Annotated in this window: 28 protein-coding genes; 6 read left to right on the forward strand and 22 right to left on the reverse strand. The window is 42.3% G+C overall.

Going from position 1 to position 21265, the window contains the following annotated elements; all coding sequences use genetic code 11:
• Positions 1–4: 4 nt before the first annotated feature.
• The 6 genes from NYE56_RS10385 to cgeC all read right to left on the reverse strand — a co-directional run bounded on the left by NYE56_RS10385 (position 5) and on the right by cgeC (position 4120).
• Positions 5–1339 carry an aspartate aminotransferase family protein gene (locus NYE56_RS10385; RefSeq protein ID WP_341283823.1) on the reverse strand — a complete coding sequence of 445 codons (1335 nt, stop codon included), beginning with the start codon at positions 1337–1339 and terminating at the stop codon, positions 5–7.
• Positions 1320–1475 carry a hypothetical protein gene (locus NYE56_RS10390; RefSeq protein ID WP_015714119.1) on the reverse strand — a complete coding sequence of 52 codons (156 nt, stop codon included), beginning with the start codon at positions 1473–1475 and terminating at the stop codon, positions 1320–1322. Before NYE56_RS10390 ends, NYE56_RS10385 begins: the two co-directional genes overlap by 20 nt.
• Positions 1469–1618, reverse strand: coding sequence for a YjcZ family sporulation protein (locus NYE56_RS10395; RefSeq protein WP_015251877.1), 150 nt, complete (start codon positions 1616–1618; stop codon positions 1469–1471). Before NYE56_RS10395 ends, NYE56_RS10390 begins: the two co-directional genes overlap by 7 nt.
• A 43-nt stretch (positions 1619–1661) precedes the next feature.
• On the reverse strand, positions 1662–2441 hold the full coding sequence (cgeE, locus tag NYE56_RS10400) for a spore maturation N-acetyltransferase CgeE (protein ID WP_341283824.1): 780 nt from the start codon (positions 2439–2441) through the stop codon (positions 1662–1664).
• A 28-nt stretch (positions 2442–2469) separates the two neighbouring features.
• A complete protein-coding gene (gene cgeD / locus NYE56_RS10405; protein WP_003230828.1) occupies positions 2470–3750 on the reverse strand; it encodes a spore maturation glycosyltransferase CgeD in 1281 nt (426 codons plus the stop codon).
• Positions 3751–3814: 64 nt separating this feature from the next.
• A complete protein-coding gene (cgeC, locus tag NYE56_RS10410; protein ID WP_014477111.1) occupies positions 3815–4120 on the reverse strand; it encodes a spore maturation protein CgeC in 306 nt (101 codons plus the stop codon).
• 204 nt (positions 4121–4324) lie between these two features.
• On the opposite strand from cgeC, the gene cgeA reads away from it, so the two are divergent.
• Together cgeA and cgeB are read left to right on the forward strand one after the other, a co-directional pair.
• Positions 4325–4726, forward strand: coding sequence for a spore crust protein CgeA (cgeA, locus tag NYE56_RS10415; RefSeq protein ID WP_341283825.1), 402 nt, complete (start codon positions 4325–4327; stop codon positions 4724–4726).
• A 6-nt stretch (positions 4727–4732) separates the two neighbouring features.
• Complete coding sequence (cgeB, locus tag NYE56_RS10420; RefSeq protein WP_341283826.1) at positions 4733–5686, forward strand: spore maturation protein CgeB; 954 nt, start codon at positions 4733–4735, stop codon at positions 5684–5686.
• A 70-nt stretch (positions 5687–5756) separates the two neighbouring features.
• On the opposite strand, the gene NYE56_RS10425 is transcribed toward cgeB, so the two are convergent.
• On the reverse strand, positions 5757–6905 hold the full coding sequence (locus NYE56_RS10425; protein WP_341283827.1) for a phytase: 1149 nt from the start codon (positions 6903–6905) through the stop codon (positions 5757–5759).
• A 370-nt stretch (positions 6906–7275) separates the two neighbouring features.
• Between NYE56_RS10425 and NYE56_RS10430 the strand changes: the two genes are divergently transcribed.
• Positions 7276–8301, forward strand: a complete 1026-nt coding sequence (locus NYE56_RS10430; RefSeq protein ID WP_341283828.1) for a nucleoside-diphosphate sugar epimerase/dehydratase — start codon at positions 7276–7278, stop codon at positions 8299–8301.
• A gap of 43 nt (positions 8302–8344) precedes the next feature.
• Here NYE56_RS10430 and msrB read toward each other — a convergent pair whose 3' ends face one another.
• On the reverse strand, positions 8345–8779 hold the full coding sequence (gene msrB, locus NYE56_RS10435; protein WP_024572009.1) for a peptide-methionine (R)-S-oxide reductase MsrB: 435 nt from the start codon (positions 8777–8779) through the stop codon (positions 8345–8347).
• A complete protein-coding gene (gene msrA / locus NYE56_RS10440; protein ID WP_341283829.1) occupies positions 8752–9312 on the reverse strand; it encodes a peptide-methionine (S)-S-oxide reductase MsrA in 561 nt (186 codons plus the stop codon). The genes msrB and msrA overlap by 28 nt, the downstream gene beginning before the upstream one ends.
• Before the next feature lie 131 nt (positions 9313–9443).
• Here msrA and NYE56_RS10445 point away from each other — a divergent pair, with 131 nt between their 5' ends.
• Positions 9444–9869 (forward strand): MarR family transcriptional regulator, encoded by a 426-nt coding sequence (locus tag NYE56_RS10445; RefSeq protein WP_004398634.1) that lies wholly within the window; start codon positions 9444–9446, stop codon positions 9867–9869.
• 49 nt (positions 9870–9918) lie between these two features.
• Here the strand turns inward: NYE56_RS10445 and NYE56_RS10450 are convergent, their stop codons facing one another.
• The 7 genes from NYE56_RS10450 to ilvA all read right to left on the reverse strand — a co-directional run bounded on the left by NYE56_RS10450 (position 9919) and on the right by ilvA (position 15287).
• Complete coding sequence (locus tag NYE56_RS10450; RefSeq protein ID WP_268555400.1) at positions 9919–11256, reverse strand: MATE family efflux transporter; 1338 nt, start codon at positions 11254–11256, stop codon at positions 9919–9921.
• 71 nt (positions 11257–11327) lie between these two features.
• Complete coding sequence (ypmT, locus tag NYE56_RS10455; RefSeq protein ID WP_003230808.1) at positions 11328–11522, reverse strand: protein YpmT; 195 nt, start codon at positions 11520–11522, stop codon at positions 11328–11330.
• Between the two features lie 12 nt (positions 11523–11534).
• Complete coding sequence (locus NYE56_RS10460) at positions 11535–12098, reverse strand: YpmS family protein (protein ID WP_268555401.1); 564 nt, start codon at positions 12096–12098, stop codon at positions 11535–11537.
• Between the two features lie 9 nt (positions 12099–12107).
• Positions 12108–12875 (reverse strand): SGNH/GDSL hydrolase family protein, encoded by a 768-nt coding sequence (locus NYE56_RS10465; protein WP_268555402.1) that lies wholly within the window; start codon positions 12873–12875, stop codon positions 12108–12110.
• Between the two features lie 77 nt (positions 12876–12952).
• Complete coding sequence (gene scuA / locus NYE56_RS10470) at positions 12953–13534, reverse strand: cytochrome c oxidase assembly accessory protein ScuA (protein ID WP_014477121.1); 582 nt, start codon at positions 13532–13534, stop codon at positions 12953–12955.
• Positions 13535–13681: 147 nt separating this feature from the next.
• Positions 13682–13933 carry a YpmP family protein gene (locus NYE56_RS10475; RefSeq protein ID WP_004399020.1) on the reverse strand — a complete coding sequence of 84 codons (252 nt, stop codon included), beginning with the start codon at positions 13931–13933 and terminating at the stop codon, positions 13682–13684.
• A gap of 85 nt (positions 13934–14018) precedes the next feature.
• Complete coding sequence (gene ilvA / locus NYE56_RS10480; protein WP_014480067.1) at positions 14019–15287, reverse strand: threonine ammonia-lyase IlvA; 1269 nt, start codon at positions 15285–15287, stop codon at positions 14019–14021.
• A 248-nt stretch (positions 15288–15535) separates the two neighbouring features.
• Here ilvA and NYE56_RS10485 point away from each other — a divergent pair, with 248 nt between their 5' ends.
• Positions 15536–16531 carry a sigma-54-dependent transcriptional regulator gene (locus tag NYE56_RS10485; protein WP_341283830.1) on the forward strand — a complete coding sequence of 332 codons (996 nt, stop codon included), beginning with the start codon at positions 15536–15538 and terminating at the stop codon, positions 16529–16531.
• 20 nt (positions 16532–16551) lie between these two features.
• A complete protein-coding gene (gene trhA / locus NYE56_RS10490) occupies positions 16552–17193 on the forward strand; it encodes a PAQR family membrane homeostasis protein TrhA (protein WP_004398522.1) in 642 nt (213 codons plus the stop codon).
• Between the two features lie 38 nt (positions 17194–17231).
• Here trhA and NYE56_RS10495 read toward each other — a convergent pair whose 3' ends face one another.
• From NYE56_RS10495 to brxA, 6 genes are all read right to left on the reverse strand, one after another.
• Entirely contained in the window at positions 17232–17852 is a 621-nt protein-coding gene (locus NYE56_RS10495; RefSeq protein ID WP_024572094.1) for a lysophospholipid acyltransferase family protein, read from the reverse strand.
• Complete coding sequence (gene dfrA / locus NYE56_RS10500; protein WP_224912916.1) at positions 17853–18359, reverse strand: dihydrofolate reductase DfrA; 507 nt, start codon at positions 18357–18359, stop codon at positions 17853–17855.
• Positions 18360–18501: 142 nt separating this feature from the next.
• A complete protein-coding gene (locus NYE56_RS10505; RefSeq protein ID WP_003230797.1) occupies positions 18502–19035 on the reverse strand; it encodes a phosphatidylglycerophosphatase A family protein in 534 nt (177 codons plus the stop codon).
• A 17-nt stretch (positions 19036–19052) separates the two neighbouring features.
• Positions 19053–19664 carry a YpjP family protein gene (locus NYE56_RS10510; protein ID WP_341283831.1) on the reverse strand — a complete coding sequence of 204 codons (612 nt, stop codon included), beginning with the start codon at positions 19662–19664 and terminating at the stop codon, positions 19053–19055.
• A 259-nt stretch (positions 19665–19923) separates the two neighbouring features.
• The gene (locus NYE56_RS10515; RefSeq protein WP_041849946.1) at positions 19924–20697 is read right to left on the reverse strand and encodes a class I SAM-dependent methyltransferase; all 774 of its coding nucleotides are present in this window, start codon (positions 20695–20697) and stop codon (positions 19924–19926) included.
• A gap of 41 nt (positions 20698–20738) precedes the next feature.
• The gene (gene brxA, locus NYE56_RS10520) at positions 20739–21173 is read right to left on the reverse strand and encodes a bacilliredoxin BrxA (protein ID WP_003230794.1); all 435 of its coding nucleotides are present in this window, start codon (positions 21171–21173) and stop codon (positions 20739–20741) included.
• Between the last annotated feature and the right edge of the window lie 92 nt (positions 21174–21265).

Raw genomic sequence — 21265 nt, forward strand, 5'->3', positions numbered from 1 at the left:
AATGTCAATCCTTTTTTAAGTTTTTTTCGACCGCTGCAACTGTTTCTGAAAAAATAGAGATAAGCTCTTCCATTTCACCGTCTGAAATGGTAAAAGGAGGAGCAATAATGACAGCATCTCCTTCTCCGCTGTCTATTCCAGCTTTGGAAGGATAAACAATCAGCCCGCGTTTTTTCGCCTCGCTGACAATAAGCTGGGTTACCGCCTGCTCTGGCGGAAACATTTTCTTCGTTTTTTGGTCTGTCACAAATTCAATGCCTAATAGCAGTCCTTTTCCGCGCACATCACCTATAATGCCGCTTTGAGATGCCGCCTCATCAAGCTTTTTCTTCAGCACAGCGCCCTTTTTTTCTGATTGTTTGATCAAGCCGTGCTTTAACACATATCGCAAAACTTCAAGAGCTGCTTTGGCTGAATAGGGATGTGCACTATATGTGTGACCGCTCATAATCACACCTGACCCTTGTTTTATCGTTTCAATAATAGAATCAGATACGACGGCAGCGGCAATAGGTGCATACCCCGCACCGAGTCCCTTCCCCAGTACAGCAATATCAGGTACGGTGTCCCAATGCTCTGTCGCGAGCATCCTTCCTGTTCTCCCAAGCCCTGTCATCACTTCATCTGCAATAAAAAGCACATCGTGTGTGCGGCATACCTCACTTAATCTCTCATAATATCCCGGAGGCGGAGTAATTGCTGCTCCTGCAGCACCAATAATAGGCTCAGCCACAAAGCCGGCGATGAATTGGCTTCCGATTCTTTTGATCATAGTGTCCAGTTCATCAGCTGCAGTCTGAACAAAGTCTTCTTCCGTCTCATAATTCAGCCGATAAATATGTGGAGCTGAGATAGCTGGATACCGCTCAATGAGATGGGTGAACCGGTATCTCCTTTCATAAAAACCAGACAATGAAAGCGCTCCCAAAGTTATTCCGTGGTAACTGCTCCATCGAGACAAAAAGATGGATTTTTGTGTTTGCTTTTTTTCCTGCCAATACTGAATGGCGATTTTCATAGCTGTTTCTATCGCTTCTGATCCGCTGTTGACAAAAAAAGACCAATTCACATCTCCGGGCAGCTCCTGTGCCAAGAGAGCGGCTAATTGCTCGGCGGGCTCACTCGTAAACTGTGAGCGGTAAGCAAAAGACACCTGATCAAGCTGTTCTTTCAGCTTCTCAGTCACATCACGAATTCCGTGGCCGATATTACATGTCACCGCACCTGACGAGCCGTCGAGATATTTTTTTCCGGTCTGATCATAAACATATGAACCCTTCGCATAACTGACAACCGGATAGGCCGAGCTAAGCTCTGGCTTAATCAAATAACTGCTCATGCTCCCACCTCAAAACCCCTTTTACCATATTGTATGAGTGTCCAAATGGCGGCATGACGTTCCCCGCAAAAACTTTTTCACATAAAAAGAGCCTTCCTAATAGGGAAGGCTCTTTTGGAATTTCAGCATCTAGCAAATAAAAGCGGCTCCAACAATAATTAATAAAATGAACAAGACAACAATTAACACAAATGTATTTGTCCCGCAGCCAAATCCGTAACCGTACCCAGAGTATCCATACATGCTGTTTTCATCCTTTCTTATCACGATATACGGCATTTTATGCGGGCCAAGTCCCAAATGGTTTGTGCAAACGCCTATTTCATGTAAGGAAATAATGAAATACAGTATGCACCCGCTCATATTTTTTAAACGTCAGCTTTTCGTAAAACTGAGTTGCACCGTCAGTGCTTGTAGCCACTAAGTAGGCTGCTTCCATTCCTAGTGATTTGGCGATGGACAGCATTTCTTTCACTAAGATACTGCCGTAGCCCTTCCTTTGAAACTGATCTAAAATTGCCACTTCTTCGATTTTAGCCGTTTTCTCTTGATGATCGATAAACAGCTCGCCGCACCCAATGGGAACTTTCTGTGCCTGGTCGTTGTAACAAACAACAAGAACGATTATACCTGCTTCATAGAAAGGATATTTTCTTTTTAATTTTTGTTCAGCGATTGCTTCTCCAATATAAATGGAATCGTAAATTTTCATAATAGAAGATCCGTCGCAAAGACTTTTTGCCGTCCCCCATGCGGTTAAAGGATGTCCCATCTGCCCCTTCCAGTCACTAAGCTTCATGTCATATAGTAGCTCATCCTCGACGACAAAACCGCTTTTTACAAGCGACTGCTTCAAACCGAGCGGAAAAACATGCTGCGGCGACGCTTTTAAATGGAGATAATTCGCATCAAGCAGCTTTGGTACGGAGGGTAAAAAGTTAAGTAACCGCTCCAATGGAAACGTATCATGGAGCTGAACAAAGTTATGAGAAAAAATTTGCGGAAGCTGCGGATCTCTGTATACGCTGTAATGATCAAACGATGCCGATTCAGACGTTAACAATATATATTGATGTTCCGTTTTTGAATAATGTCCTGTCATGAACGTCTCCTTTTTATGACCTATACCTTTACTCTGTTGCAATATTCAATTTCTTTATAATCTCATCGTACACCGGATAAAACGGCTTTCCAATTGGAAATTGCTGAATATTTCGGAAAGAAGCGGAGATTGGCTTCTGATGTAAAAAAAACTTCCTTGTTACTTGTTCACTAATCGGGTGAAAGACGCCGTTTAGAAACAAAAACGGCTCGCGTTCGATGAAAAACAGACGTCGGCCAGGCGGATTTTTGATCAATTCAGATCGTTTCCACGTAATCGGCGGCCCTTCCGGAAGCGTCTCCATCTCTTCTTTTCCAATTGTCACTATGTCTTTTCTTTGAAATTGATAAAATTGAAACGCATACTGGTCCACAATTCGCCTTTTTTTTCCGGCTTCGATATAAAATATTGCAGGATGGTCAGCTTCCTTTACTAAAATATAATTCGGAATGTTTAAAATTTTGCCAATCCTATATTGGAATAAATATGGGTCTGGAACAGCGACAGTCCGATTTAGATACAAAAAACCCCACTTTTCTCCAACAGGATGCCTTACACCCTGATCAAAAAAATACACATTTTGATCTGAACCTTTTACAAAAGAGCCGTCAATCAAATCGGCGGGCAGAAACCGATATGCATTTTGAAATGAATCGGGGGTTTTATAGGTTGTGTCTAATACTTCATTTATCGGCAGAAATGGGGTAAAGTTGTTGAGTCTCGCCCAAAAAATTGCGTCGCCATGATTCCAATGCTTCATATCATCATCCCAATATCCTCCAAATTTATGGTGGATGAGATTAAGTAACGAACGGCGATGCATAACGGAGCAGTGATCAACTTGAAAAGCGGCCTGATCAAGCACTGCATTGGCATTTCTGTAGAAATGTGAGATTTCCTCTCCCCTTTCGTTTACATGTACAACTTTTTGTTTTGAATAGACCGCCTGCGCTTCAGGCTTATGTGAAAACTCTTGCACCATACGGCTCAGCCGCTCAGGATGATAAACAGTGTCGTCAGTAAGATAGGAAATGTAATCGCCGTCTGCAAATGGGAGCGCACTGTTAATTAATGTGGCATAACGAGCTGTTTTTAATCGATCTGCAGGATGCACGAAACTGTTATGATATTGAATGCGCCGGTCATGAAGATACTTGTGAATCACCGCAGTTGTTTCTGCATTCGAATGATCATCCATGATAAAAAGCTCCCAAAGATCATGCGTTTGCTGTATCACGCTTTCGATCGCTTTTTGCAAATAATCGGGTTTGTTGTAACTTGTTAAAATAATAGACACTTTCTCTCCCATCTATACCGCCTCCCGCCGTCAAACATAAAAACGGCTCCGCAGCAAGCAGAGCCTCTGTCATCATTTAAAAAGCACCCCAGCTTACAACACTTGAGAGTGAAACATGAGATCTCGTGTTATTTAACGGGTTTTGGAAAATAACCAAATCAGTCAGAACTTCTTTTACGATGACATTTTGAAGTGTATCTCCGTTGATCAAATTGACTTTTGAAACCGGTACGCCCAGCTCTTTTGCAAAAACAAGCTGGCGTCTGAGGTCAGATGGATTTCCTTCAGAAGACGATTGACGTATCAGCAGAATCAGCAAAAGCAAAATAAAATGCAGTTCATCTTGGTTTTCTTCTCGATCCACTTGTTTCTCTAAATCCAAATCATCCCTCTCCCTTATCCTTATCTCTGTTTCACAATATGTGCGACTTCGATTTATGGTATAGGCTATGTCCACTCCATTAAAAAATCAGCATTTTCCTTAAATAGATGAAAAATAGATCAGGTACGGCGTTCGACTCATACCAAATAACAGACGGAAGAATATGATTAACGTGAGTTCACTATCGAATAGGAGGTGTGTGTAATGAGCTCTGAAAATGCACAGTTAAAAAAGGATTTAATTAAAGCCGTTTTAAGCCCTTTATTTCCAACTGCAACAGAAGGAGGAGAAAACATGGATAGTAATCTTAAAGACTTGCTTGAAGCTGCCATCGATCAAAGAGTAGATGAAAGTGAGTCGGTTACGGCAGAATCTCTTTTAGACCCTTCCCTTCCGGCAAGATGGATTTTTGCCAGAGTTACGCCAGGCACGACAATCAGCATTGTAACCGATTCGGGAGACATGATCGGGCCGGTTGTCTTCGTTGCTTTCGATCAGGTTCACGGGATCGTATTTGTAACACAGGAAAGCTCCGTCACTCCAGCAGGCCAAGCTACAACATTAATTGATGTAGACAAAGTAGAAAGCGTTACGTTCTTTTCATAACATCCGATGAAAGTGTTGTATATCCAGTCGGGATACGGAGGAATATATTGTTATTTTGATCGCTGGGCTGAAGAATGTTTTCGGAACACTCATACAGAGTATATGTCTGCAGATACACTTGAAGCAGAAACTTTGGTGAAGATCGAAACGTTTCAGCCGGACTTCGCACTCTTGATGGTTGGAGACCGCGTTCCTCACGACTGGCTGACCTGGTTAAAGGGTAAGGGTATCCCCGTATATGTTTGGCTGACCGAAGACCCATTTTATATGGATATCAGCCTACAGGTAATCAAGCTCGCTGACGCCATATTAACGATTGAACAAAATGCCGTTCTCTATTATCAAGGGCTCGGCTACCAGCACGTCTATTATGTTCCGATACCAGTTAATCATCGGCTGTTTAAAAAAATGGGCACCGAACATTCCTATCATTCAAATCTGTTAATCATCGGCTACCCTTACCCTAATCGGGTTCAGCTAATGAAAGAAGCGGTCCATCTGCCATTCACGGTTCGGGTAATCGGCAAGGAATGGAGAAAATATCTGCCTAAAAAAGTGCTCAAACAGCCGCATATTGATGTCGTCAGCACATGGGTTCCACCCGAACAGGCCGTTCATTATTATAATGGGGCAGACATCGTAATTAATGCGCATCGTCCCTATCATTTTGCTTTTAACCAAAATACTATGCGCATCAAAAATGCCAGTTTTAATAACCGAACGTTTGATATCGCTGCATGCGAAGCATTTCAATTAACAGATTTACCCGCGGCGCATCCTTTTTCATCCTTTATTTCTTATCACGGCATGAACGACTTTAAGGAAAAAGCCGCTTTCTATATCAACCACCCTGAAGAACGGCAAAAAGCTGCAGCAGCCAATTATAAAGAGATCGTACCCGCATTTACGTTTGATGAGCTTCCTGCAAAACTAAAAGCGATTCATCTGGCGCTTTCTTGAAAAATCGTTCATTGCGATGAACGATTTTTTTATTCATAGAAAAAAGCAGCTGCACAAGCTGCTTTCTATTCTAGCCGTCAGAACGGTCTTTCAGCTTCCTCGGATTTACCTGTTTATGAAGATCAGGCATTTCGCCGAGATGCTGTGCAATTTGTTCCCACGATACAATTTTGAAATTTTGATTGACGGCTTGTCCGTTATCGATATTTTCGCCGTCCTGCGCCACAAAAATCCCGTATGGATATTTTGGGCCAAGTCCAAAACCGAGAACATCAATACCATCCGTGTCACTAGTACCGTCTATCTTCTCGCCATCTGTAATCTCAAAGTTGGCTACATAGCGATTTTTCCCCTGCCGTTCATACATTGCATAGCTGTTATTTCCTTGACTTGAAGCCATGAGATATCCTTTGCCATTTGGTGCATAATAGATTGTCAGTCCTTCAATATCAGCTGTCAAATGATCTCCTGTCGCACGGTCAACAACCTGCCCCTTTGATCCTCCGCTGGGCTCAGCGTTAAATTTCCAGATGGCCTCATCTTCCTCTGCTATGTATAGGTTCCCGTACTCATCATCCGCAACAAGGCCTTCAGTCTGAGAATTCAACTTAAATTCACGCACTTTTTTCCCTGTTACATAACCCTTTCCACCATCAACAATTTCATACTGCTCAAATTCCCCTTGTTTGCCTGTCACTAATGCGTAAAATGCTCCTGTTTTCTGGCTGTGATACAGGCCGAATCCATAAACCTCAGAAATATTGGTGGAAATAGGATGTTTCGGATCTGTAATGCTTTTCAATTTTCCTTTATCCCCGTCTATTGCATATACTTCAATTGTATTTTTTCCTTCGGACCGGTTGGATGCGGCAGCAATATCAATTTGTTCGCCGTTCAATGGAAAATCATAGCGCAGATCGACATTATTGAGCTTGCCAAACTCATAAGAATGAAGCTGTTTTCCGTCTAAATCATACACAACGAGCCCTGACTTCTTATTTGTCGTAATCAACTTGCTTTTTTCCGGGTGTTTTTCATGAACCCAAATGGCCGGGTCATCTGCTGCGTCATCGCCAGATGCGACCGGATCTGTCTCCGTGTGTGCAGTCACTTTGAAATGATGTTCCTCATTCACATAATGAGCCGACACCGAGGTTGCTGTCAGGCTAATCAATAAACCCGCGGCAGTGCTTAGCAGCATTGTTTTTGAAACCTTCATTTGGTACCCTCCTCTTTTATCACTATCACTATTATTGTAAAATATATACATGTGATTACCGTGAGGAAAATGAACCTTTTTTTATAGGGTTTCTGACTCATAAACAACTTTTCCCCAAAGAGGTACGTGAGATGGACTTTGCCAGATTTCCTTTTGCGGAGCGAAATAAAAATATGTTGAATATTTAGTACATTGTTTATTTAGTTTTGTTGTTCCCTAGTTACGTCCATTTTTCCATTTTCTATTAAAAAAGAACACTTTGTGACATGATCATTCCCCTAAATTTTGTTTTATTGGTTGCTTTCATTAATTCGATTACAAAGTTGAACATATGATGCATGGTAGAGAAACGAGAGTTGGAGGATAAGCCATGCCTAAACAGCAAACAGCAGAACTAAAACCATTTTTCCATAACAAAACAGTTTTAGTCACTGGCGGAACGGGTTCAATCGGGAGTCAAATTGTCAAACGCCTTTTGCTGCTTACACCTAAACAGGTGATTGTATTCAGCAAAGACGACAGTAAACAGTATGTCATGAGCCAAAAGTATGCGGAGGATAAGCGGCTATTATTTGTACTCGGAGATGTACGCGATCACAGAAGGGTGAATCAGGTGATGAAAGACGTCGATATCGTCTTTCACGCGGCTGCGCTGAAACAGGTTCCGACATGTGAGGACCATCCATTTGAAGCGATCCAGACCAATCTCATCGGCGGACAAAATGTGGTGGAAGCTGCCCTTTCACACCGAGTGCAGCATGTCATTAATATCAGTACAGATAAAGCTGTATCTCCTGTGAACACAATGGGTGCCACCAAGCTGTTATCTGAAAAGCTGTTTCATCAAGCAAACCGCCACGTCCAAAACAAAGGAACCTTGTTTTGTTCGGTCCGCTTTGGAAATGTTCTTGGTTCCAGAGGTTCGGTCATCCCCATATTATTTGAACAGATGATGGAGGGTGAACCTCTGACCATCACAGACAAAAACATGACCAGATTTTTCATGTCAATAGACGATGCAGCTACATTGACATTACAATCGGCTGCTATTACAAAAGGCGGAGAAACCTTTATTTTCAAAATGGAATCACTGAAACTTGAAGAACTGATTCATGGGTTTGAAGAATATGCATCGCAGCACGGGCTCCCGCGGCCGGCTGCAGTAGAAGTGGGCAAGCGTCCAGGTGAAAAGCTTCACGAAGAATTAACATCTCCACATGAAATTGAATCACTGTATGAATGGGGCAACCTTTATGCGATCCTTCCAGAGCCGGAAAAACATCCTGACTTTCGCAAAGTCAATCTGCCTGGGTATCAATCAGATCAAGCCCCGCTTATTACGAAAGAAAGAATTGCTCAGATTATTGAAGAATTGCATCAAGAGAAAAAGGCATAAAAACAAGCCTGTCTATCCATTAGGCAGGCCTGTTTTTAACACTTTATTTATTAAAGAGATGCAGATAGCTTTCGTATCCTTCTTCTTTTAGCTTATGCTTCGGAACAAACCGCAGCGCTGCTGAATTTATGCAGTAACGAAGTCCGTTTGGCCCCGGTCCGTCATTAAATACGTGGCCAAGATGAGAATCAGCAGTTCGGCTTCTTACTTCTGTGCGAATCATGCCGTGGCTCGTGTCCAGTTTTTCTTCCACTTCTTCTTCTTCAATCGGCTTTGTAAAGCTTGGCCAGCCGCAGTGGGAATCAAATTTATCCTTGGATGTAAACAATGGCTTGCCTGACACAATGTCTACATACAAGCCTTCTTCCTTATGATCCCAATATTCATTTTGAAATGGCGGCTCCGTGCCGTTATTTTGCGTTACTTCATATTGCATGCGATTTAATGACTTCAATTTTTCTTCTTTATTGTACGCCATTTATTAGCCCCCCAATGCTCGCTGATAAATCCCGCTCGTCCGGAACCTGTCCGGTAGCGCTGATAATGTGCTGGATTCTTTTTATAAAAATGCTGATGGTAGCCTTCCGCTTCATAGAAAGGTTCAGCTTTTAAAATGTCCGTTACAATCGGATCTTTAAAGATGCCGCTTTCCGCCAGACGTTGCTTGGAAGCTTCCGCAAGCTCCTTTTGTTTATCATTATGATAAAAAATGGCTGCGCGATAGGAACTGCCGCGATCAGCAAACTGCCCCCCGGCATCTGTCGGATCGATTTGCTGCCAAAATAATTCAAGCAGTTTTTCATAAGGGAATACATCAGGATTAAACGTGATTTGAACGGCTTCACGATGTCCCGTCGTTTCACTGCACACCTCTTCATACGTAGGGTTTTCAGTATGGCCGCCTGTATACCCGGACACCACTTTTTCAATTCCCGGCTGTTCGTCAAAAGGTTTAACCATACACCAAAAACAGCCTCCTGCAAATGTGGCGATTTCTTTTTTTTCAGACATACTGGTGCCTCCTTTGTTAATACGTGGTATTATTATATTATAGCATGTAAAAATAGAATGAAAATGATTCTGCTTTTCAATAAAATCTATAGGTTTTAAGCAATATGCTTATGTAATGGAGGTTCACAAATTTGAAAGTAAGAACACAGATGATGTACGATATGGAAACTTTACTCCGTAAAGTCTTTAAACAAATACGCAATGAAATCAATGAAATTTTAGATAAAGAGCTGTCGCGGAATGAATTCACCATTCTTCGGATCCTCAGTGAACAAGGGCCTAAAAAAGTCACTGAATTTGCGCCTATTTTAGAGGTATCGGCAAGCCACATTACGGCTGTGACCGATGCGCTGGTAGAAAAGGAATGGATTACGAGAATCAGATCGAAGGAAGACAGACGCATCATCCGCATTCATATCACTGAAGCGGGCGAAAAAGTCCTTCAGCACTTTAACGAGAAAAAAACGGAATATTTCTTTAAACGCTTTGACTGCTACACTGATGCTGAACTTGCCACGTTAATCGAGCTCTTCAGCAAACTTGATAAAAAACGGTGAAAAAAAGCACATACCGATATATAGGTATGTGCTTTTCGCAGTGCTTCACTTATTTTTCAGTAAACAGCTTCATTGCTTTCCAGCGCCCATATCTATAATACAAAAATGCCGCGCAGCTGCTAAATAAAAAACTCATTCCGATTCCAAGCCCGATTCCTTTTTGTCCAAGCCAAGATGAAAATAGAGCTGTGAAAGGATATCTCAACACCCAAAACGAGATCAAATTTAATACCAGAACCTGCAGCATCGCTCCCGCGGCCCTGACGATTCCGTTCAGCACAAAATTAATCCCAATAAAAGGGTAGAAAAACGCGATCCACTTCAAATACTGTTCACCAAATGCGACCGCATCGGGCTCACTGATAAATAACCTTATGAGATATTTACCAAATACCCAAATCATAACCGCAATCACCAGCATGCAGGAAATAACAGCTATCACACCCAGCCTTGCAATTGTTCCCACTCTTTTTTCGTTTCCGATTCCAATATTTTGCCCTGCCATACTATTGACGGCCGTACCGGCAGCCATTGCTGGAAGCGTGATGATACTATCAAGCCGCTGCACCGCGCCAAAGCCTGATACCACGTGATCCCCGTATGAGTTGACAACACTCATAATCGCCATCATACCGCCTGTAATCACCATCATCTGCAGACCTGCCGGAATTCCGAGTTTCAAAATCAGCGCGGACTCTTCCCACTTGGGCATCCTCGGAACTGAGAATGGCACAAGCTTGTGTTTGATGACATAAAACAACCCATACAGAAACGCAATGCCCTGTGACAAAATCGTTGAATAAGCCGCTCCCGCTATTCCCATGCGGAACACAGAAATAAAGAGCGGCGCAAGCACTGTATTCAGTACAACAGCAAACGCAATAAACCGGAGAGGTGTCTTGCTGTCGCCCAGCGCACGAAGCACAGTACTGATAAAGTTATAACCAAACAAAAATAAAATGCCGATAAATTGAATCTGTAAATACGTCTCAGCAAGCGGTATCATTGACTCCGGCGTTTTTAGAAGACGCAGCAAAAGCTCTGAGAGAAAAAAACCGGCAACACCGAATCCAATGCTTAGGCCTGTTAATAAAACAACAAAAGCGTTAATATACGACGCCATTCCTTTTACATCATCTTTTCCTTTTTGCTGAGATAAAATTGTTAACGTCGCATTGTTAAGGCCCAAAATAAAAGACAGCACGGTCAAAACAATCGTGCTTGATACCGCGGCTGCCCCAAGGGCCTTTGCCCCCAGTAAATTGCCGATCCACAAGCTGTCTATAAATTGAAAGGAAACCTGCAATGCGTTTCCAAGCATAATAGGCATTGAAAACAGTACAAGCTGTTTCAGCACGTTCCCCTGTGTAAAATCGTATGCTTTCATCTTTTCTCCTTGTGTTCTCAAATTTTCTTCGGACCGCACGAAAAAAGAGACGTTGTTTCATGTCTCTCTTTTCATGACTTATCGGTTTTTTTTCGGTCTCGCATACCGAATGTAAACACCATCACACTTAGGAACAAGGCACAATAGGAAACATTCAAATACATTTGATCCATGTCTTCAGCGGCCAGATGATGATAAGCAAGCCAGCCGAAGTACAGGGAAAATGTAAAGGATAATAAACTGAAATACTGGTAAATCCGTTTCATTTTCAGTCACCTCTATTGTTTAGGATGGTAATAGGAAAACTCAATTTCATCTTTTTCTAAATTTATCTTATCCGCTTTGACATACATTCCATTCGTTAAAGGCATTTCTGACAAACGCACTTCAATGCTTTTATCTCCGGGGTGAACATGGACAAATGACGGCAATTCATAAAAGCTGTCCATATAATTTAACACAAAGCTAATTGGTATACTCAATTTCCCTAACGAAAATTTCGTGACATTCAGCTCTACATCACCGTTTTTTTTCACAGTCGGTTCAAAAGCGATAAACGCATCAATAGACGTGGAAAATGCCTTGATTTTCCCTGCGACATGAACATCATCATCAATCTCTACTTTATAATCAAGCTTGTTTGATGCTTGGTCGTTTAAATATGAGTTAACAAACGCAGCTAATGATTCTTTTGTGCTTGTCACTTGAAATCCATACTCGCTCTCAGATGAATCCTTCACCTGAGCCTGTTCCCCCGGGAGCAAAACAAGTGCCACAAACCCGGCGGCGAGGATAAAATTGATTGCAAGCAATATAAAAAACAGTCGCTTCCACTTATTCATGCTGTCACCCTACTCTTTCGGTAATCCTTCTTTTTTAATGGCTTGATAGACGCGCTTTGCGATAAGAGAATAACCCGTACCATTAGGATGAAAATCATCTTCCTCAGAAATTCGGCTGCTGTCACTTTTTTGATTGAACAAATCTTCGATATGAATGATTTTTGCATGTTTATCTTTTTTCAGCTCTTTTTCAGCAATATGGTTCCAATCCGTGACGACACCATTTATTTCATTTAGTTCTGATAATGTAAACGTAAACGGATTGTACATGCTGACATAAATCAGCTCAGCGTGATCATTCAACCTGCGAATTTCAGAAATGATTTTTTCAAAGCGCTTTTCGTACGGTTTTTCCGCTTCCTGAAACGGTTCAACGGTTAATTGCAGAAAGTTTTGGCGAAGGATTTTCATCAAATCATTACCGCCAATTGTAAAAAAGACATAATCTGCGTCCTTTATGCCTTTTTGAACCTTTTTATCTTTTAGTTTTTCTAATAAATCATCCGAACGGTTCCCTTTTACGGCATAATTTTTCACGTCGACCGTTTTGACTTGTTTATCTGACCGGATAGAATCCGCCACCTTGCCGACATATCCCTTTCCGTCGGGATCTCCGACTCCTTCTGTCAGCGAATCTCCGACAGCCGCTATGACAATGTGTTCTTTTGTTTTCGTTTCATGGGCTTTTTGTTTTCCCTCAGATGATGTACGTATGCTCGTACACGCAGTAAGAAGCAAAATCAAACTGGCCATGATTGAAAAAATGCGCAGCTTCAATCTTGTTGCTCCTTCCCATTCTACTAGTGGAAAGTGTATCATGTTTTAGAAGATTTGCAAATGCCTAGTCTCTTAGCTTACTTGAGTGTACTGGCTGACTTCACATCGGAAATGATATCATCGTACGGTGTATTCTCCACTCCATTGTAATCTTTCAGCACCTTACCGTCCGGACCTACCAAATAAAAAGAAGATTGATGAATCACTTGGTCCTCTCCCTCCGGCTTCTTTACGATCGCTTTAAAGCTCTTAAGTGCGAACTCCTCAATCTCACTCTGGCTGTATCCCGTGAGAAAATCCCAGTTATCAAAAGATAATGGATAATTTGCGGCAAATTTCTTCAGCTGTTTCGGCTTATCGTTTTCTGGGTCAACACTAAATGATATGATGCGGACATCTATGTTTTCAGCTTTCAGTTTTTTTTGCAGATCGGTCATATGAGCGGTCATTGGCGGGCATATAGTTTCACAATTGGTAAAAATAAAATCCGCCAGCCATACTTCTCCTTTTAAACTCTCTAAAGAAACGTTCTTGCCGTCTTGGTTTTGAAATGTAAAAGGCTCCACCTCGTAATTGAGCGGATTTTTAATCTGCTGTCCTCCGCATGCACACAAAAACAGAAAAAACAGCCCAGCCGTTAACCCCTTGATAACCTTCATGACATCCATCCTTTCCAGCCAGCATAAAAACGCTTTCTAAAACCGTCCTTACTGTCCCATGTTTGTATTCGATACTGAGCAAAAAAAATCCTGCATGCCTCCCCATTAACGATTACAAAGGAGGGCATGCAGGTAAAAAACGGCATGTTACGCGTTGTGCTTTAACACCTCTTGATGAAATACAGCCTGATAATCTGCCCACTTCATCCGGCGCTTCATATAATGTCGGAAAGAATACACTTTTGCCCTGCTGTTTGATGAAAACACTTCTTTTAAGTAGAATTGCAAATGGTGATGTAACATAAAGAAATAGTGCTCATCTTCCTTTAATACAGGTATTTCTGTCACTTTCACCTGAATCCCGTCACCGCGTTTGAACTCTAGGCTTTTGAGTAACAAGCTATCAATCCTCTTTTTTGTTTTTCTTCTATTATATATGATGCCAGCCGGGCTGTCTGTCATTTTGCGCGGTTGTGTAAAAAAATTAGATTAGCAAATGGAACAAGTCCTCATCCTTGTTCACCTCTACATAATGAAACGGTTTTTTGTTCATCCGTTCAATCAGCGGCCCATAATCGGCTTTGTTCTGCAGCTCGATACCGACAAGAGCAGGTCCGTTGCTTTTATTATTTTTCTTCGTATATTCAAACCTTGTAATGTCATCATTCGGTCCGAGGACTTCGTCAAGAAATTCGCGGAGCGCTCCCGCTCTTTGCGGAAAGTTGACGATAAAATAATGCTGAAGACCTTCAAAAATCAAGGAACGCTCCTTCATTTCCTGCATTCTTCCGATATCGTTATTGCCCCCGCTTACCACACACACCACGTTTTTCCCTTTAATTTCATCCTTGTACAAATCAAGCGCTGCGACAGAAAGAGCTCCAGCCGGTTCAGCAACAACCGCACATTCGTTATATAATTCAAGAATGGATGTACATACTTTTCCTTCAGGCACAAGGAGAATGTCATCAACGACAGTTTCCAGCGTCCGGAAGGTTTCCTCGCCAATTTTTTTAACAGCCGCCCCATCTACAAACTTATCAATTTTATCAAGTGTGACGACATGCCCAGCTTTGTTTGATTCAAAGTAGGATGCCGCTCCCGCCGGCTCAACAGCAATTACCTTTGTATCAGGAGACACGTTTTTCAAATATGTACCTACCCCAGAGAGAAGGCCGCCGCCTCCGACACTTGCAAAAAGAAAATGCGGTTCTGTATCAATGTCGTTTAAAATCTCGACTGCGAGCGTTCCCTGTCCGGCCATCACATCCGGATCATCGAACGGATGGATAAACGTCCGAGATTCCGCCTCACAGCATTCAGCAGCGCTTTTATACGCGTCGTCAAACGTATCGCCTGTCAAAATAATATCGATAAATCCTTTTCCGAATAGTTCAACTTGAGATACTTTTTGTCTCGGTGTAGTAGACGGCATAAAAATTTTTCCGTGAATGCCAAGATGTTTACACGAAAATGCCACACCTTGAGCGTGGTTTCCGGCACTTGCACACACAACTCCGTTCTCTGTCTGCTCGCTGGAAAGCTGTTTCATTTTATGATAAGCCCCTCTGAGCTTAAAAGATCTGACAACTTGCAAGTCTTCACGTTTTAAATAGATATTGCATTCATATCTCTCAGAAAGTCTGTCATTCCTCTGCAAAGGTGTGTGAATGACAACGTCCTTTACGTTTTGGTGAGCCTTCAAAATGTCTTTCACTTGGATGAGAGAGTTTTCTTTCAACAACGGTTTCATGTACAGATTCCTTTCTTGTTTTAAATCCCTATTTAATATGCCATTATAACATGAATATTCAAAAAATAAGACAATTATTTTTATTTAATAATTAAAAAAATACAGATTATGTCCACCACATCTTGTGGTAACTTCTGTTCAACCATTATCCTGCAGAGCCAAGAAAAAAGATGATCGTAAAATAAAGGGTGTTTTCAACCTTAAGGCATGATATAATGAAACCAATTAGAACCAAAAGGAGCCAATTGATGAATAGTGCACCAAAACTCAATACATTTCAACATCTAATCGGAGAACATCAAACTTTCCTGGAAGCGAAGCGAATCGCCAAGCAGTTCTCGTTATCGGAGCTTCCTGTCTTAATAACAGGAAAAATCGGAACAGGCAAAAATCACTTCGCACATGCCATACACTTGGAATCTTCGAGAAGCAATGAACCGTTTATAAGTGTCAATTGCAGCACCCATTCGGAAGAAACCCTTATTCATGAGCTTTTTGGCCCTAGCGGAAACACAGGTGTTTTTCAAAAAGCGGTACGAGGAACCCTTTTTCTTGATGATGTATGGCGCATGCCTGCTTCTGTACAAGCTCAGCTGTTAAAAGCGCTTGATTCAGACACGGAGAAACCGCGAATGATCTGTGCTTCTGCAGATCGATCCGTGGAACATACATTCAGGCAAGACTTATTCTACAGACTGAACATTTTAACGCTCACACTGCCCGAATTATCGGAACGAAAAAGCGATATTCCGCTTTTGACACAGCATTTTCTCTCAAATTCCGGTCGGCAATTGTTAATCGATCCCTCCGTTTTTCCCGTGCTTGAGAAGCATGCATTTGAAGGCAATGTCAGGGAATTAAAAAACGCTGCAGATTATATGGCGGCAGTATCAAGCGGAGGAACGATTCAGCCATATGACCTGCCGCCATATATTAGAGGCGCGATAGACGGAAAAACATCGAAGAAAAAAGCGAAGCTGCTGACTTTAATGGAAAAAGCTGAGTTTTTGTTTATTTTGGAAACAATAAAAGTATTGAACGAAAAAGGAGAACCTGCCAGCAGACGGATCATTTCTGAACACAGCAAAAATACCCAAACCTCGTTAACTCCGCAGCAGGTCAGAAGCCGTCTCGACTATTTGGAGAAAAAAGATTATGTCACCAAAAGCCGCGGACGCGCAGGCACAAAAATTACCTTTGAGGGCTTGAGCTTTATAGAGACGTTAAAAAATCAAATGATCTAGCGATCGAAAGGAGAATGTACTTGTTTACAATCAAAGAAGAGATCGCCAATGCGATTACACACGGCATCGGTGTCCTCTTATCCATCCCAGCATTAGTGTTTCTAATCATATTTGCGGCTAATTACGGGTCTGCATGGGACATTGTCAGCTTTACAATATTCGGTGTCTCTATGCTGCTGTTATATTTGAGCTCCACCCTGCTTCACAGCATCACACATAAAAAAACGAAGGACATTTTGGAGATTATTGATCATAGCGCGATTTACGTACTCATCGCCGGAACCTACACGCCTTTTTTGCTTGGGCCGCTGAAAGGCACACTTGGCTTTACCCTGTTGGTTATCGTATGGTCACTTGCCCTAGGCGGAATCGTTTTTAAAATTTTCTTTGTGAAACGGTTTATCCTATTGTCAACCTTCGTGTATTTAGTCATGGGGTGGCTGATGATTATTGCAGTTAAACCTTTATATGCTTCACTGAGCGGAGCGGGATTCAGCCTCCTTTTTCTCGGCGGCATTTTATACTCTGTCGGAACCATCTTTTACATTTGGAAAAAGATCCCCTTCCATCACGCCATTTGGCACAGCTTTGTATTGGGCGGGAGCGCTGCCATGTTTTTCTGCGTGCTCTTCTATTGTGTAAAGGTGCCGTTCCTTTCGTAACAGTAACAGAAAAGCGCAGTCTTCACGACTGCGCTTTTTTATGCACGTAATTGTTTTTCATTGGCAGGTATATAAGCTTTTGAAAAGGACAATTCAATGTCTGCCGGTTTTAAGCGTTTAAAAAACGAGCCCTTTTGCATGTTATCTGTTCCTTTCGTTTCCACCATCACCAACGGAAGATGATAGCGGGCCGCAAGTTCTATAGGATCAATAGAACCATCTAGTGAAAGAATCAGGCTTTGTCCCTTTTCCAGCTGTTTTGTCACATCTTCATATACCTTTTCTGAATCACCGTCTGAAATCACATCCATCCGATCCAGCCATTGCCCGATAAAAGGCAAGCGGAACACTTTTGGGTTGGCGATAAAGCCGGCCGGTTCCTCAATATATCCAGCAATTAAGGCCAGTTCAGCCAAACGCAAACGGGGATGCACATACAAAACAGGACCGTGTGGTATTGGCTCTGGCTGATGGATCGTCACAACTGAACCGGAGATGCCGATACAGCCTTCCAAAAACGCCTTTGGCTGTTCGTACACAAGAGTCATCTGTTTTTTGTATGACAGACGGGGATCGAGCATTGTTTGATTAAATAATTGTTTCATATTTTTTAACAGCATATACACAATATAAACCACTAGAAGGCTGTAGCGAACCAATTAAAATCCTCCCGCTTTAGAAGAATTCTTTTTTTCATACATTAGAAATTCGTAATCATACGGGTTTTTTTCGTCTTTGATCCCCTGCTCAGAAGAAACCAGCTTCCAATTGGATTCATCAAATTCAGGGAAGTGACGGTCACCCTCAAACTCGTGATGAATTTTCGTCATATACAGTCTGTCCGCATAAGGGAAAAGGTCCGTATAGAGCTGAGCCCCTCCGATCACAAAGCATTCTTCAGGACCTGAACAAATGTCCAGTACATCCTTTAATGAACTGACAACCGTGCATCCCGGAAATTCTGAAGCCGGCGCTGAGGTAACGACAATATTTTTCCGATTTGGAAGCGGACGTCCGATCGATTCAAATGTTTTCCGGCCCATAATGATTGAATGGCCCGATGTTATTTTCTTAAAGTATGCAAGATCATTGGGCAAATGCCACGGCAAATCATTGTCTTTGCCGATAAGCCTGTTGGCATCCATCGCAAAAATGAATGAAATCATACGCTTACCGCCCCTCTTTGCTCTAAAACATGTCTACATAAATCCTTAAACTGTTTCATTTTTTTCATCCTTTAAAAGTAGTCTTCTAGTAGTGTAACACAATAAAAAATCATTTCTGAACCCAGAAATGATTTTTTTATAGTCAGCTGACGACAGGCTTTTCATCCTGTTCTTTTTCTTCATCTTGCAGATCCTGATGCGTATGTGCAATTCTGCTCGCCGCTGCTGCAGCAAGAGCTGCCACAATATCATCCAAAAAGGTGTGAATACCGTCTGGACTTTCATCAAGTTCCTTAATAATTCCAATCTTCTCTTTATCCAAATAACCGAAATTGGTCAAACCGATCGACCCGTACACATTAACGATTGAAAGCGGGATAATTTCATCTATGCCGTAAAGCGGTTCATCCGTTTCAACAAGGTGCTGCAGCGGTTCGGGGAGAAGCTTCTGTTCTGCAAGCTGATCGAGTGCAAGTCCTGTCAAAACAGCATGAATAATTTCACGTTTGTTCAGGACTTTTTCTACATTCTCCATGCAAACACTGAGCGGCAGATTTGGATTGTATTTTTCCTGAAGTTTTTGAACAATCCGCGCAATATCTTCTATCATAACGCCCCGTTTGTTCAGCATATCCTTTGTTATATCGACCATTTCATTCATTGTGTACTTTTTCATGTCTAATGGCATCTCCTTTAGGCACTCATCCAGTTGGGAGGCGTGTTGCGGTCCCAGTAAATGCTCCCAAGCTCATGATGTGATTGAAATCCATCTTCTGCTGTATGATAATGAAAATTAAACCAGTAGCCGTCATGCGGCGGATGGTCTCTTCGCACATGGAATCTGAGAAGATCTTCTCCAGTTGTCCGATTGTAAACGTTGAAAATTTTTTCCGTTTTGCCCGCTGAAGGCATGCTTGAGATCACAACATCTTGGTACGCCTCATCATCTTGCAATGTCGCTAAATATTCACTAATCACATTTTCGATTTTTGGCAGGATCTCTTTCCGATAGTCACCCTCAATGACCGGAGCGATTCTGCTGCCGAATTTTAAAAAGGACTGATCCTCAGCGCTGTCAAGGAGCTGTTCCTTGTACGATTGAAAAAGCAGTTCAGGATCTCGCCTGTCATCCGACTCATCATCGTACAGGTCATGCTCATCATAAAAAGCGGTGTAATCATTCTGCTCAAGACTGCTCGGCTGTCCGGAAGGCTTGTCCGCCATAAGGGCAGCCGGAGGAGATACGAGCCCGAACGTTACAATGGTAAATAAAACCACAAGGGTCTTTCTCATCCACAATTTCATGACTGCTTATTCCTCTCTATTTTATTGTCATGTTTCTCTTATTTTAGCACATCCAAAACATGCAAGTCATGTACTATATGAAACTGATATGCAAATTAGGAGATTCGTTGCTATGCACTTTGCGTAAAAACGCTTACAATATTCCATGAAAGGAGGCTTTCCGCATGATTGACGCTCTGTTTGCCACAGTTTCACTCTTAACATTGTTATACTTTGTCGTCATGGAGGTCACCGATTAACAGAAAGCCCGTGATATGAATCACGGGCTTGTTTGAATGACGCCATAATGGAACAGTGCTGTTTTTCTTTTCATGACGTTAAAACCAAACTGTTCAAACCGCGGGCTTTTCCAGTGGTCTTTTAGCACAACGCTTTTTCTGGCGACTCGTACCGCTTCATTGATACATCCTTCGTGCAAAACGGAATCTTCTGCCAAATCACGTAAAGGCGCGATGCCGTCAGAGGTTTCTACAGGTTCATGAAACATTGGATCGAAATAAACCACATCAACAGAGTTGTCAGGAAGCTGCTTGATGTGTTCAAAGCAATCACCATTCTTCACCTGGATTCTTCTCATCGCAGCTTGAAGCTCTTCTATACCCGTTTCCCATGAATGCAGTCCCGTCCTCACTAAAACAGACACAAGATGGTTTTTTTCAATCCCAACAACAGAACCCGTTTCGCCTACTGCCATACTTGCGATAATGGCATCTGACCCCAGCCCGAGTGTGCAATCTAAAAACGCATCCCCTTCAGATAAGCCGGCAGCCCGAAGCATAGGCTCTTTCTCCCCCTGCAAGAAGCGTTTGGCTCTGAACATCGCTGTATTCGGATGAAAAAAGAATTTGGCACCTTGTTTCGTATACAGCTCAAACCGCTCTTTGCCGACCACTAGCAAATCACGTTCAGCTGACTTCAACAGGTGTTCAACCGTTTGTTTATTCCGGCCGCAGTATGGCATATTTAGCTCTTTAGAAAGCTGCTTTGCAGTTTTTATGGTGTGTTCAGACGGTCTATAGCTTGTTGTTATCATCTTCTGTACTCCCAAAAAGAAAATGCCCGGAAAACGGGCATTTAGCAGTGCGCATCGAAGGCAGCAGTCAGATTTTTCATAATTTCTTCCATATCGTGTCCTTCAATTTCATGACGCGGAATAAAATGTACGACTTCTTTGCCTTTCAAAAGAGCCATTGATGGTGAAGAAGGCTCCTGGCCAGTAAAATACTCACGCATTTTCGCAGTAGCTTCTTTATCTTGGCCCGCAAATACAGTCACCGTATTGTCAGGTGTTTTGTCATTCTGGAGGACTGCCTGTGTAGCCGCAGGACGCGCAAGGCCTGCCGCGCAGCCGCATACAGAGTTAACGACTACAAGAGTTGTGCCCTCTGCCTTTTCCATAAAGTTTTCTACTTCTTCCGCTGTTGTTAACTCTTCAAAACCTGCTCCAGTCAGCTCGCGGCGCATCGGTACGACAAGCTGGCGCATGTATTCTTCATAAGCCATTGACATAAAAAAAGCCCCCTCTAGTATCCTTCATCTGAAGTAAAGGATACTATAGAGAGGGCCGGATTTCAAATGTTCACACCTTAAAATAAAAGAAA

Origin of the sequence: Bacillus sp. FSL R5-0603 (assembly GCF_038050295.1) — a bacterium.
Classification (GTDB): domain Bacteria; phylum Bacillota; class Bacilli; order Bacillales; family Bacillaceae; genus Bacillus; species Bacillus subtilis.